The 12949-nt window shown below is 69.5% G+C and carries 9 protein-coding genes; 3 read left to right on the forward strand and 6 right to left on the reverse strand.

Annotated elements, in window-relative coordinates; all coding sequences use genetic code 11:
• The gene (locus HND91_RS08095; RefSeq protein ID WP_181706036.1) at positions 1–1926 is read left to right on the forward strand and encodes a hybrid sensor histidine kinase/response regulator; all 1926 of its coding nucleotides are present in this window, start codon (positions 1–3) and stop codon (positions 1924–1926) included.
• Between the two features lie 39 nt (positions 1927–1965).
• Here HND91_RS08095 and HND91_RS08100 read toward each other — a convergent pair whose 3' ends face one another.
• From HND91_RS08100 to HND91_RS08125, 6 genes are all read right to left on the reverse strand, one after another.
• Positions 1966–3924, reverse strand: a complete 1959-nt coding sequence (locus HND91_RS08100) for an acetoacetate--CoA ligase (protein WP_181706037.1) — start codon at positions 3922–3924, stop codon at positions 1966–1968.
• 433 nt (positions 3925–4357) lie between these two features.
• Entirely contained in the window at positions 4358–5182 is an 825-nt protein-coding gene (locus tag HND91_RS08105) for an ABC transporter permease (protein ID WP_181706038.1), read from the reverse strand.
• 13 nt (positions 5183–5195) lie between these two features.
• On the reverse strand, positions 5196–6101 hold the full coding sequence (locus HND91_RS08110) for an ABC transporter permease subunit (RefSeq protein WP_181706039.1): 906 nt from the start codon (positions 6099–6101) through the stop codon (positions 5196–5198).
• A gap of 12 nt (positions 6102–6113) precedes the next feature.
• The gene (locus HND91_RS08115) at positions 6114–7262 is read right to left on the reverse strand and encodes an ABC transporter ATP-binding protein (protein ID WP_181706040.1); all 1149 of its coding nucleotides are present in this window, start codon (positions 7260–7262) and stop codon (positions 6114–6116) included.
• A gap of 139 nt (positions 7263–7401) precedes the next feature.
• The gene (locus HND91_RS08120) at positions 7402–8508 is read right to left on the reverse strand and encodes a polyamine ABC transporter substrate-binding protein (protein WP_181706041.1); all 1107 of its coding nucleotides are present in this window, start codon (positions 8506–8508) and stop codon (positions 7402–7404) included.
• A gap of 194 nt (positions 8509–8702) precedes the next feature.
• A complete protein-coding gene (locus HND91_RS08125) occupies positions 8703–10073 on the reverse strand; it encodes a glutamine synthetase family protein (RefSeq protein WP_343057211.1) in 1371 nt (456 codons plus the stop codon).
• Positions 10074–10410: 337 nt separating this feature from the next.
• Between HND91_RS08125 and HND91_RS08130 the strand changes: the two genes are divergently transcribed.
• Both HND91_RS08130 and HND91_RS08135 read left to right on the forward strand, forming a co-directional pair.
• Complete coding sequence (locus HND91_RS08130) at positions 10411–11169, forward strand: GntR family transcriptional regulator (protein ID WP_181706042.1); 759 nt, start codon at positions 10411–10413, stop codon at positions 11167–11169.
• Between the two features lie 288 nt (positions 11170–11457).
• Positions 11458–12849, forward strand: coding sequence for a glutamine synthetase family protein (locus HND91_RS08135; RefSeq protein WP_181706043.1), 1392 nt, complete (start codon positions 11458–11460; stop codon positions 12847–12849).
• The last annotated feature ends 100 nt before the right edge of the window (positions 12850–12949 follow it).

A 12949-nucleotide genomic window follows, 5' to 3' on the forward strand; every position in this document is an offset into this window, starting at 1 on the left:
ATGTGTTCTCAGGATCGGATCCACGTGTCGCTTGACGGCAATCGCTATCGCCTGCTCGTCGACGCCATCACTGACTATGCCATCTACATGCTCGATCCGAACGGGATCATCGCGAGCTGGAATCCCGGCGCCCGCCGGTTCAAGGGCTACGAGGAGGCCGACGTGGTCGGCACCCACTTCTCCCGCTTCTACACGGAGGAGGATCGAAAGGCCGGATTGCCCGCCACCGCGCTTCGCGTGGCGGACCGCGAGGGACGCTTCGAGGCGGAGGGTTGGCGCGTCCGCAAGGACGGCACCCGCTTCTGGGCCTATGTGGTCATCGACCCGATCCGGAGCCCGAGCGGCGACCTGATCGGCTTTGCCAAGGTCACCCGCGACCTTTCCGAGCGGCGCGAGGCCGAGCTGGCGCTCCGCCGCAGCGAGGAACAGTTCCGCCTCCTCGTCCAGAGCGTCACCGACTACGCCATCTTCATGCTCGACCTGCAGGGCAACGTGTCGAGCTGGAATGCCGGGGCGGAGCGGATCAAGGGCTATTCGGCGGCGGACATCCTCGGGCGGCACTTCTCCGCCTTCTACACGGACGAGGACCGCGCCGCGGGCCTGCCCCGGCGCGCGCTGGAGATCGCCACCCGGGAGGGCCGCTTCGAGCAGGAAGGCCTGCGCGTGCGCAAGGACGGCAGTCGCTTCATGGCGCACGTCATCATCGATCCCGTCCGCTCCGAGAGCGGCGCCCTCGTGGGGTTCGCCAAGGTCACGCGCGACATCAGCGAGCGGGTGGAGAACCAGCGCAAGCTGGAGGAGGCGCGCGAAATCCTGTTCCAGTCGCAGAAGATGGAGGCCGTCGGCCAGCTCAGCGCCGGCATCGCGCACGACTTCAACAACCTGCTGGCGGCCATCCTGGGCGGCCTGGAGATCCTGAAGAAGCGTCCGCCCGCCGACCCGCGCGCCGCCGCCATCCTGGACAATCTCGTCCACGCGGCCGAGCGCGGCACCGGGCTGATCCGGCGCATGCTGGCCTTCGCGCGGCGCCAGGATCTCCTGGTCCAGCCGGTCGCGGTGCCGGACCTCGTCCGCAGCATGTCCGACCTCCTGGCCCGCACCATCGGACCGCAGATCTCGATCGAGGAGGACTTCCCCCCGGACCTGCCGATGGCGCTGACGGATACCAACCACCTGGAGACCGCCATCCTGAACCTCCTGGTCAATGCGCGCGACGCGATGCCGGACGGCGGGACGGTGCGGATCCGGGCGGCCGCCGAGCGGCTCGCCTCCACCCCGGAAGGGCCGGCGGGCGACTACGTGCGCATCACCGTGGCGGACACCGGCGAGGGCATGGACGCGGCCACGCTGGCGCGCGCCATCGAACCCTTCTTCACCACCAAGGAGGTCGGCAAGGGCACCGGGCTCGGGCTCTCGATGGTCCACGGCCTCGTCACCCAGTCGGGCGGGCGCATGAAGGTCGCCAGCACGCCGGGCGTCGGCACCGAGGTTACCTTGTGGCTCCCCGTCGCGGACGTCGCCGTGGCGCCCGCCCCCGCCGGGCCCGAGGCCCGGACCACCGCCGGATCCGGCGCTCCGCTGCAGGTGCTGGCGGTCGACGACGACAAATTGGTCCTCTCCAGCACGGCGACGATGCTGGAGGAGCTCGGCCACCGGGTCACGGGCGTGACGTCCGCCTCCGAGGCCCTCGAGGCACTGAGGGCCGGCCCGGCCTTCGACCTCGTGGTGACCGACCACGTCATGCCGCGGATGACCGGCCGGGAGCTCATGGACGAGGTCCGGCGGCTCCGCCCGGGTCTCGCGGTCCTGCTCCTCACCGGGCACGCGGACCTCGACGCGGACGACGTCGACGTCCCGATGCTGCAGAAGCCGTTCACGGTGGCGCAGCTCGCCTCGGCCGTCGCAGGGGTCGCGCCGCGCGCCTGAGCCTCCGTCCGGCCCCGTTCCGTCGGGGCCGGTCCTGCCTTACGTCTTCAGCTCCGGACGGTCCCGGAAGAGGTCCAGCGCCTCAGGGTTGGCCAGCGCCTCCTTGTTCTTCACGGCCCGGCCGTGCACCACGTCGCGCACGGCGAGCTCGGTGATCTTGCCGGACTTGGTGCGCGGAATGTCCGCAACCCTCAGGATCTTGGCCGGCACGTGCCGGGGGCTGGCGCCGGTCCGGATCTCGGTGCGGATGCGCTTCTCCAGGTCCGCGTCCAGCTCCGCGCCGTCCTTCAGGCGCACGAACAGGATCACCCGCACGTCGCCGTAGAAGTCCTGGCCGATGGCGAGCGCCTCCACCACGTCCGGGATGCGCTCCACCTGGGCGTAGATCTCCGCGGTCCCGATCCGCACCCCGCCGGGGTTCAAGGTCGCGTCCGACCGGCCATGGATGACGAGGCCGCCGTGGGCCGTCACCTCGGCGAAGTCGCCATGGCACCAGACGTTGTCGAACCGCTCGAAATAGGCGGCGCGATACTTGGCGCCGTCCGGGTCGTTCCAGAACATCAGCGGCATCACCGGGAAGGGCTTCACGCACACGAGCTCGCCCTTCTCGCCCACCGCCGCCGGCCTGCCGTCATCGCCCCACACCTCCACCGCCATGCCGAGGCCCGGGCCCTGGATCTCGCCCTTGAACACCGGCCGCGTCGGATCCCCCAGCACGAAGCAGGAGACGATGTCCGTGCCGCCCGAGATGGAGGCGAGGTGCACGTCCGCCTTGATGCCCTCGTAGACGAAGTCGAAGCTCTCCGGCGCAAGCGGCGATCCGGTCGAGCAGATCGTCCGCACCGTGGAGAGGTCGTGCGTCTCACGGGGCACGAGGCCGGCCTTCTTCACCGCGTCGATGTATTTCGCCGAGGTGCCGAACAGCGTCATGCCCTCCTGGTCGGCGAAGTCGAAGAGCACGGCGCCGGAGGGATGGAACGGCGAGCCGTCGTAGAGGAGCAGCGTAGCCCCCGCCGCGAGCCCGCCCACCAGCCAGTTCCACATCATCCAGCCGAGCGTCGTGAAGTAGAACACCCGGTCGCCGGGCCGCGTGTCCGCGTGGAGGCCGTGCTCCTTCAGGTGCTGCAGCAGCACGCCGCCCGCCCGGTGGACGATGCACTTCGGCACGCCCGTGGTGCCGGACGAGAACAGGATGTAGAGCGGATGGTCGAAGGGCATGCGCTCGAACGTCGGCGCCGCCGGCTCGAACGGCGCCACGAAGGCGTCCAGCGTCACCGCCGTCTCCAGCCGCGCCGCCACCTCCGGCGCGTGGCCGAGGTAGGGCACGATCACCACGGCCGAGACGGTCGGCAGCTCCGGCACCACCTCGGCCAGCTTGTCGGCGATGTCGATCCGCTTGCCGGCGTACCAGTAGCCGTCGCAGGCGAGGAAGACCTTCGGCTCGATCTGGCCGAACCGGTCGAGCACGCCGCGCGGCCCGAAGTCCGGCGAGGCGGACGACCAGACCGCGCCGAGCGAGGCCGTCGCCAGCATGGCGGCCACCGCTTCGGGCATGTTCGGCAGCAGCCCCGCCACCCGGTCGCCCGGCCCGACGCCGGCGGCCCTCAGCGCCTGCTGGAGCCGAGAGACGGCCGCCCGGAGATCGTCGAACGACCAGCGGGACGACGCCTTGTCCTCGCCGCGAAACACCAGCGCGTCCTCCGGGCCGGACCGGCGCAGGAGGTTTTCGGCGATGTTCAGCGTCGCGTCCGGAAAGAAGCGCGCCCCCGGCATCCGGTCGCCGTCCACCAGCCGCCGCTCGCCCTTCTCGCCGATCACCTCGAAGAAGTCCCAGACCGCGTCCCAGAAGGCGGCCGACTCGGCCACCGACCAGGCGTGCAGCGCCGCCGTATCGTCGAAAGCGCGCCCCGCCCGCTCCTCCGCGAACGTCTTGAACCGCGTCATGGCGGCCTCGGCGACCCGGGCCGGCGAAGGGGTCCAGAGCGGAGCGTCGGTCATCGGGGTCTCCTCCAGAGGGCGTTCGGCACGATCCCGAGTCGCCCCGCGTCGCACCGCACCATATCCCGCCGCCCGGCAGGGCAAAATGCCCGGAAGGGCGATGGCGCCCGGATCCGCGCCCGGTCCCGGTCGCCCGAACGTCCGGTCTTCGGTGGGCACGGCGCGTTTCCGGCCCAGGTCGGCGCGAGGCGCGCGTCCAGCCCCGGTCGGCACGGCGCGCCGCCCGGACGCGAAGACAACCCCTTCCGGCCCTTCGGGCCACCTTCCCCTGAGGGGAAGGATCAGCGCGGCGACACGGACGTTATCCTTCCCCTCAGGGGAAGGTGGCCGGCGAAGCCGCCCGGAAGGGGTCGTCTTTGTCTTCTTACCAAGGCCACCAACCGTGAAGCTGTTGCAAGAACGGATGCGGGGAACCGCCCTCAGTTCCCTCCCGTCACCCCGCCTGCAGCACCGCCGCGCGCTCCGCCTTCTCCTTCTCCACCTGCGCCCGCTTGGTGTAGAGCGAGGCCGCGATCACCCCGACCGCCACCACGGCGATCATCACTGTGCAGACCGCGTTGATCTCCGGCGTCACGCCGAGCCGCACCTGGCTGTAGATCTTGATCGGCAGCGTGGTGGCGCCCGGGCCGGTGTTGAAGCTCGCGATCACCAGGTCGTCGAGCGACAGGGTGAAGGCCAGCATCCAGCCGGCCACCACCGCCGGCAGGATCAGCGGCAGCGTGATGGCGAAGAAGGTCTTGGCCGGCGGGCAGCCGAGGTCCTGCGCCGCCTCCTCCAGGCTCTCGTCGAAGGTCACCAGCCGCGACTGCACCACGACCGCCACGAAGCACATGGTCAGCGTCACGTGGGCGATCGTCACCGTCCAGAAGCCGCGGCTGAAGTCCATGGCGACGAACAGGAGCAGCAGGGACAGGCCGGTGATCACCTCCGGCATCACCAGCGGCGCGTAGATCATGCCGGAAAACAGCATTCGCCCGGGAAAGCGCACGTAGCGCGTCATGGTGATGGCCGCCAGGGTGCCGAGCACCGTCGCGATGGTGGCCGACAGAACCGCGACCCGGATGGTCACCCAGGCGGCGTCCATCAGGGCCTGGTTGCGGATCATCTCGCCGTACCATTTCGTCGAGAAGCCGCCCCACACGGTGACGAGCCGCGACTCGTTGAACGAGAAGATCACCAGAAGCAGGATCGGAATGTAGAGGAACGCGAAGCCCAGCGTCAGGGACGTGACGTTGAACCAGGAGAGCCGGCGGTTCATCGGTGCGCTCCGGTCAGATTTTCTTCTGGTAGTTCTGGAAGACCATGATCGGCACCACCAGGATGACGAGGAGCACCACCGCCACGGCCGACGACACCGGCCAGTCGCGGTTGGAGAAGAACTCGTTCCAGAGCGTCCGGCCGATCATCAGCGTCTCCGATCCGCCGAGGAGGTCCGGGATCACGAACTCGCCCATGATCGGGATGAAGCACAGGAAGCAGCCGGCGATCACGCCGGGCAGCGACAGCGGCCAGGTGATCACCCAGAAGGCTTCCACGGGCGGGCAGCCGAGGTCGGAAGCGGCCTCCAGCAGCGTCCCGTCCAGCTTTTCGAGCGCCGAGTAGAGCGGCAGGATCATGAACGGCAGGTAGGAGTAGACGATGCCGATGAAGACGGCCGTCTCCGTGTTCATGATCCGCACCTGCTCGTCCGGGCCGAGCACGCCCAGCCCCTGGAGCGCCACGGTCAGCAGCCCCTCCGGCTTCAGGATGCCGATCCAGGCGTAGACGCGGATCAGGAACGACGTCCAGAACGGCAGGATCACCAGCATCAGCAGCGTCGGCCGGATCGACTTCGGCGCCCGCGCCATGGCGTAGGCGATCGGGTAGCCGATCAGGAGCAGCATCAGCGTGGACAGGCTGGCGATCCGCAGGCTGGACAGGTAGGAGCGCCAGTAGAGCGGGTCGTCCGTCAGCCAGACGTAGTTCTCCAGCGACAGCTCGCGCACATTGTCCCAGAAGGTCGCCAGGCCGTCGAACACCGGCGCGTAGGGCGGCATGGCGATCGCCGTCTGCGACAGCGAGATCTTCACGATGATCACGAAGGGCGCCAGGAAGAAGACCAGCAGCCACAGGTAGGGTACCGCGACGACGAGCCACTTGGTCCAGGTCGGCCCGCGGGCGGCGGATTGGTCGGCCATCACCGCCTCCGGTCAGGACGTCAGAACCAGGCCGGCGTCGCGCGGCCAGGAGAGATAGGCCTTGTCGTCCCAGCCGATCGGCCGCTCCACGAGGCGCGTCACGTTGGCGAGGGTGGACTTCACCACCGTGCCGTTCGGCAGCTTCACCCGGTAGACCGAGACGTCGCCGAGGTAGCCGATGTCCCACACCTCGCCCGCCACCACGTTCAGCGACGGGTCCGTCGGGGCCTCCAGGCCGATGCGCACCTTCTCCGGCCGGATCGCGAACCACACGGTGTCGCCGGCCTTGGCGCTCCCGGCGTGCTCGGTCACGATCGGCCGGTCGAGCCCCGCCGCCGCGATGGTGGCGTGCTGGCCCTCCACGGCGGCCACCCTGCCCTCCAGCAGGTTGATGTCGCCGATGAAGTCGGCCACGTAGCGGCTGTTCGGCTGCTCGTAGATCTCCGCCGGCGTCGCCACCTGCACCATCCGGCCGAGGTCCATCACGGCGATCCGGTCCGACATGGTCATCGCCTCCTCCTGGTCGTGGGTCACGATCAGGAAGGTCAGGCCGAGCTCGTACTGGATGTCCATCAGCTCGAACTGGGTCTCCTCGCGCAGCTTCTTGTCGAGGGCGCCGAGCGGCTCGTCGAGGAGCAGAACCTTCGGCCGCTTGGCGAGCGCGCGGGCGAGCGCCACGCGCTGGCGCTGGCCGCCGGACAGCTGGTGCGGCCGGCGGCCGGCGAACTTCTCCAGCTTCACGAGCTTCAGCATCTCGGCGACCCGGGCCTCGATGTCCGGCTTCGGCATCCGGTCCTGCTTCAGCCCGAAGGCGATGTTCTCCGCCACGCTCATGTGCGGGAACAGCGCGTAGGACTGGAACATCATGTTCACCGGCCGCCGGTGCGGCGGCACGCCGGCGAGATCGTTGCCGTCGAGGAGGATGCGTCCCTCGGTCGGCTCCTCGAAGCCGGCGAGCATGCGCATCAGGGTGGTCTTGCCGCACCCGGACGGGCCGAGCAGGGAGAAGAACTCCCGCTCGTAGATGTCGATGGAGAGGTTGTCGACGGCCGTGAAGTCGCCGAACCGCTTCGTGACGGCCTCGAAGCGGATGTAGGGCTTCGCGTTCGGGTCGAGCCACGGCGCGAACTTGCGCTTCACCGGTCCCACGGATTTCGACATCAGCCTCGCCCCTCGCCTTGGTCCGCGCCGGTGCGCGTCGGGTCGCGCGCGGCCGGGCGGTCCGTGCCGCCGGCCGCCGCCCGGCCGCCACGCAGAAAGACGCCCGGTGGTGAACCGGGCGCCGTGGTCTTCGTCTGTCTCAGGTCCCGGTCTTCACCGAGGTCCACACCCGGGTCAAGACCCGCTGCGCCTTCGGGTCGTAGGGCGAGATGGTGAAGAGCCGCTCCACCACCTCCGCCGGCGGATAGATGGCCGGGTTCTCGAGCACTTCCTTGTCCAGGAACTGCTGCGAGGCGAGATTGCCGTTGGCATAGGCCACGTAGTTGCTCGCCTTGGCGATCACCTCGGGACGCAGGAGGTAGTTGATGAACTCGTGCGCCTCCTCGACGTTCTTGGCGTCCGCCGGAACGGCCAGGTTGTCGAACCACATGTAGGTCCCCTCGGTGGGGATGTGGTACTCGATCTTCACGCCGTTGCCGGCCTCCTCGGCGCGGGCCTGGGCCTGCAGCACGTCGCCGGACCAGCCGAGCGCGAGGCAGATGTCGCCGTTCGCCAGCGCGTTGATGTATTCCGACGAGTGGAACTTGCGGATGTTCTTGGCGGCCTCCTTCCAGAGTTCGCCCGCGGCCTCCAGGTCGGCCGGATCCTTGCTGTCCGGGTCCTTGCCCAGGTAGCGCAGCGCGATCGCGAAGGTCTCGTCCGGCGCGTCGAGCGCGTAGATGCCGCACTCCTTGAACTTCGACGCCCATTCCGGGTCGAAGATCATCTTCAGGCTGTCCACCGGCGCGTCCGGCGCGATGGCCTTGATCTTGTCCACGTTGAGGCCGATGCCCGTGGTGCCCCACATGTAGTTGACCGCGTACTCGTTGCCCGGGTCGTACTTCGACAGGCGCTCGGCGATCTGCGGCCACACGTTGTTGATGTTCGTCAGCTTGGACTTGTCCAGCTTCTGGAACACGCCGGCCTGGATCTGGCGGGCGAGGAACGGGCCGGTCGGCACCACCACGTCGTAGCCCGAGCCGCCGGCGAGCAGCTTGGTCTCCAGGATCTCGTTCGAATCGAAGACGTCGTAGACGACCTTGATGCCCGTCTCCTTGGTGAAGTCGGCCAGGATCGAATCGTCAATATAGTCCGACCAGTTGTAGACGTTGACGACGCGCTCCTGCGCGAGCGCCTGTCCGGCAACGGCCGTGAGCGCGACGGCCGCGATTGCGCCGATGACCGGGAGTGTCCTGGACTTGTTCATCACCTGCGATCCTCTGTTCCGCCGGGACTGCCGGCGCGATGGCGTCTGTCGGGAGTGGGGCCCCGCCGCCGTCCGAGATGCCCCATGTTTTCCACTCCGACTGGATTATGCAAGTTGCTTCATCATGCCAATGACATCATCAGGAGACGCCATCGGGAGCGCCCGGCCCGGTGCTCCGGCCTCGGCGCGCCGCCTCAGAGATAAGTGGACCGCTCCAGCGGCGTGATCTCCTCGGCGAAGGCCTTCAGTTCGGCCCGCTTCAGGGCCGCGAACAGCTTGCGGTACTCCACCCCGAACGCGCGGCGGACGAAGTCGGAGCGCTCGAACAACCGGATCGCCTCGTCCATGGTGGAGGGAAGCTGCGGGTCGCTTGCCGCGTAGCCGTTGCGGTCGCACGGAGGCGGCGCCGCCGCCTCCCGCTCCAGGCCGTCCGCCATGCCGTTCAGCACCGCCGCCAGCACCAGGTAGGGGTTGGCGTCCGCTCCGGCCACCCGGTGCTCGATCCGCCGGGCCGCCGGCTCCGACATGGGCACGCGCAGCGCCACCGACCGGTTGTTGTGGCCCCAGGTGGCGCGGGTCGGCGCGTAGGAGCCGGGCTGCAGCCGGCGGAAGCCGTTGAAGGTCGGCACGAACATCAGCGTCGAGGGCGCCATGCCGTCGATCAGGCCGCCGACCGCGTGGGTCAGCCGCGCCTCGCCGACGCCCGGCGCCGAAAAGGCGTTGGCGCCGTCGCCGTCGATCAGGCTCACGTGCACGTGCATGCCGTTGCCGGCCCGGTCGATGAAGGGCTTGGCCATGAAGCTCGCCCTCAGGCCATGCTTGCGGGCGACCTCCTGGATCAGCCGTTTCAGCATCACCGCGTCGTCCGCCACCGCCAGCGGGTCCGGCCGGTGCTTCAGGTTCACCTCGAACTGGCCGGGCGAAGCCTCCGACACGATGGTGTCGAGCGGCAGGCCCTGGGCGAGGCCGGCGGTGCGGATCTCGTGGAACAGGTCGGAGAAGGCCGAAAGGTCGGAGAGCGCGTAGATGTTCTGCCGCTCCGGCCCCGGCTCGCCGGTCAGCACCGTGCGCGGCGCCGCGTCGGCGCGCTCGGTCTGGCGCGGGTCGATCAGGTAGAACTCCAACTCGAACGCCGCCACCGCCCTGAAGCCCGCCTTGGCGAGCCGGTCGACCGCGAAGGCCAGCTGCTGGCGCGGGTCGGCCAGGAAGGGGATGCCCGTCTCCGTCCACATGGTCAGCATGGCCTGGGCCGTCGGCCGCGCCGCCCACGGGATGACGCGCAGGCTGTCGGGCACCAGGCGGCACACGCCGTCCCGGTCGCCGGTCTCCACGTGGAGGCCGGTCTCGGTCACCTCCCGGCCCCAGACATCCAGGCCGAACAGGCCGAGCGGGAAGTTGACGCCCGTGCCGGCCGCCTTGGCGAGCGACTGCGGCGGGGCCCACTTGCCCCTCAGGACGCCGTTGGTGTCGGAGATCAGGTATTCGACGCCCTCGACATCCGGATATGTCTTCAGGAACCGGGAGACTTCGTCCTTGGCCGGGTGATCGGTCAGCGCACGTCCCACGATATCCTCATCGATCGAACGCGCCGCGACCGGCCGATGGGCGCCGGACGGCACGCCGGAAGTCCGCACCCGGCCGCCCGTGCGGACCACGCCGCCGGCCGGGGACTTTCCTGTTGCACTCCGACGACATTGTGATCACAACTAAGTCGAGGCGGTCAAGAGCCGACGGAGACGCGGGCTTCACCTCTCGCGGTCAGGCGCCCGGCGCGGGACCGCCCGCAGGCAAGAACCGGGACCGGGCGCACGCCCGCCACCCCGGCTTCAAGCCCGTCGGCGTTCCGCTTTTTCGTCCTCTCCGCCGCGCAGGAAGGGGCTCGCGCATGGAAGGCATCCGGGCATGACCACCAACGGCGCGGCTCCGACTCCTCTCCGCCGTCCGCGCCGGCAGGCGCCGGCTCTCCCGGCCCTGGAGGCGCACCCCGAGGGCGCCGTCCGGACGGGGGTGCGCGACCGGGTCACGGAGGCGCTGCGGGAGGCGCTCATCATCGGCCGGATCCAGCCGGGCCGGCCGGTCACCCTGCGCGGCCTCGCCGAACAGCTCGGCACCAGCCCGATGCCGGTGCGCGAGGCGATCCGAGGGCTCGCCGCCGAGCGGGCCCTCGACGTGCGCGAGAACGGCCGCATCGCGGTGCCGCGCATGACCGAGCAGCGGCTTTCCGAGATCCTGAAGGCGCGCGCCCTCCTGGAGCCCGTCGCCGCCGCCCTCGCCCTCCCCCGCCTCGACCGCAAGGCCGCCGCCAGGCGGCTGCAGGTCATCGACGACGCGGTCGACGCGAGCCTGAAGGACGGCGACGTGGAGGCCTACATGCGCCACAACCACGCCTTCCACTTCGCCATCTACGAGGCGTCCGGCTCGGACGTCTTCCTGCCGCTGATCGAGAGCGTCTGGCTCCGCTTCGGCCCGTTCATGCGCATGGTCTACGGCCGCGTCGGCACCGCGGGCCTCGTCGACCACCACAAGGCGGCCGTCGCCGCCATCGCGGACGGAAACGCCGACGCCCTCTCCGAGGCCATCCGCCTGGACATCGCCGAGGGCATGGACCTCATCCGCGACGCCCTCGTCGCCGGCGCCGCCGACTTCGCCGACCCGGGATGAGTCCGGGCGCCGCCGGCCGGAGCGCGCCCGTCCCACGCTCCCTCCCGTCCTGGTTCGCGTCACGCCAACCCGCCACGCCGTCCCTCGTCCCGTGATCGCACGACGTCCGTCCGCCGTCTCCCGCGCCGCCTCGCCCCGGCAAGGCCGGCGCTCGAGCCCGAATTGACTTCCGCCGAATTTGTGATCACAAATAGCCGCGACACGACCACCGGCCGCAGCCGGGGTGGAGCCCGAGGCTGCAAGGGTGTAAGCCCGTCCCACGGTGAAACGACACTCGAGACGGATGCCATGACGACCAACGCCGACGACGCGAAGACCACCCACAGGGGCGTGGCGACGATCGAGGAGGCCCGGGCCTGGCTGTCGGAGCGCGGCATCGAGGACATCGAGTGCATGACCCCGGACCAGGCCGGGGTCGCGCGCGGCAAGCTGATGCCGGCCGACAAGTTCTTCACCGGCCCGGTCATGTCGATGCCGTCGTCCATCTTCACCCAGACCATCACGGGCGAGTATCCGGAGGAGGACGAGAGCTTCAAGCACGACCCGAACGACGGCGACATCCAGCTGAAGCCGGATTTCTCCACGCTCGCGGTGGTGCCCTGGGCGTCCGACCCGACCGCCCAGATCATCCACGACGCCTACACCCGCGACGGCCGCCCGGTGGACATCGCGCCGCGCCAGCTGCTCCGGCGGATCCTCAACCTCTACGACCGCCAGGGCTGGAAGCCCGTGGTGGCGCCGGAGATGGAGTTCTACCTCGTCCGCCCCAACACCGACCCGGACTATCCGCTGGAGCCGCCGGTCGGCCGGTCGGGCCGGTCGGAGAGCGGGCGCCAGTCCTACTCGATCCAGGCGGTCAACGAGTTCGACGACCTCTTCGACGACATCTACGACTATTCGGAAGCGCAGGGCCTGGAGATCGACACCCTCATCCACGAGGAGGGCGCCGCCCAGATGGAGATCAACCTGCGCCACGGCGACCCGCTGCAGCTCTGCGACCAGGTGTTCCTGTTCAAGCGCACCATCCGCGAGGCCGCGCTCCGGCACGACATGTACGCGACATTCATGGCCAAGCCGATGAGCCGCGAGCCCGGCTCGGCCATGCACATCCACCAGTCGGTGCTGGACCTGGAGACGGGGAAGAACATCTTCTCCGACGCGGACGGCAACCCGACGCCGGAATTCTTCCAGTTCATCGCCGGCCAGCAGCGCTACCTGCCGTCGGTCATGTGCATGCTGGCGCCCTACGTGAACTCCTACCGCCGCCTCGCCCGCCACACGGCGGCGCCCATCAACGTCCACTGGGGCTACGACAACCGCACGGTCGGCCTGCGCGTGCCCAACTCCAGCCCCCAGGCCCGCCGGGTGGAGAACCGCGTCCCCTCCTCCGACGCCAACCCCTATCTCGCCGTCGCGGCGTCGCTCGCCTGCGGCTACCTCGGCATCCAGGAAGGCCTCGACCCCGAGGCGCCGGTGGACGGCTCCGCCCGCGAGCTGCCCTTCGGCCTGCCCCGCGGCCTCCTCGAAGCCGTCGCCCTCTTCGAGGAGACCGAGGAGCTCGGCGAAATCTTCGGCAGCCGCTTCGTCTCCACCTACCGCGCCATCAAGCAGCAGGAGTTCGAGACCTTCATGAAGGTGATCTCGAGCTGGGAGCGGGAGTATCTGCTGTTGAGTGTGTAGGGGGAGGCAGTAGGCAGTAGGGAGTAGGCAGTAGGGAGGTTGAGCGAGGGGACGGACCTTCGCCCTTACTCCTTGTCTTCAATTCAAACGCCGGAACCTC

The organism is Chthonobacter rhizosphaerae (genome assembly GCF_013839525.1).
Taxonomy (GTDB): domain Bacteria; phylum Pseudomonadota; class Alphaproteobacteria; order Rhizobiales; family Pleomorphomonadaceae; genus Chthonobacter; species Chthonobacter rhizosphaerae.

Coding starts and splice junctions, on each gene's coding strand:
- HND91_RS08095 (WP_181706036.1), top strand. CDS start 1: ATGTGTTCTCAGGATCGGATCCACGTGTCGCTTGACGGCAATCGCTAT.
- HND91_RS08100 (WP_181706037.1), bottom strand. CDS start 3,924: ATGACCGACGCTCCGCTCTGGACCCCTTCGCCGGCCCGGGTCGCCGAG.
- HND91_RS08105 (WP_181706038.1), bottom strand. CDS start 5,182: ATGAACCGCCGGCTCTCCTGGTTCAACGTCACGTCCCTGACGCTGGGC.
- HND91_RS08110 (WP_181706039.1), bottom strand. CDS start 6,101: ATGGCCGACCAATCCGCCGCCCGCGGGCCGACCTGGACCAAGTGGCTC.
- HND91_RS08115 (WP_181706040.1), bottom strand. CDS start 7,262: ATGTCGAAATCCGTGGGACCGGTGAAGCGCAAGTTCGCGCCGTGGCTC.
- HND91_RS08120 (WP_181706041.1), bottom strand. CDS start 8,508: ATGAACAAGTCCAGGACACTCCCGGTCATCGGCGCAATCGCGGCCGTC.
- HND91_RS08130 (WP_181706042.1), top strand. CDS start 10,411: ATGACCACCAACGGCGCGGCTCCGACTCCTCTCCGCCGTCCGCGCCGG.
- HND91_RS08135 (WP_181706043.1), top strand. CDS start 11,458: ATGACGACCAACGCCGACGACGCGAAGACCACCCACAGGGGCGTGGCG.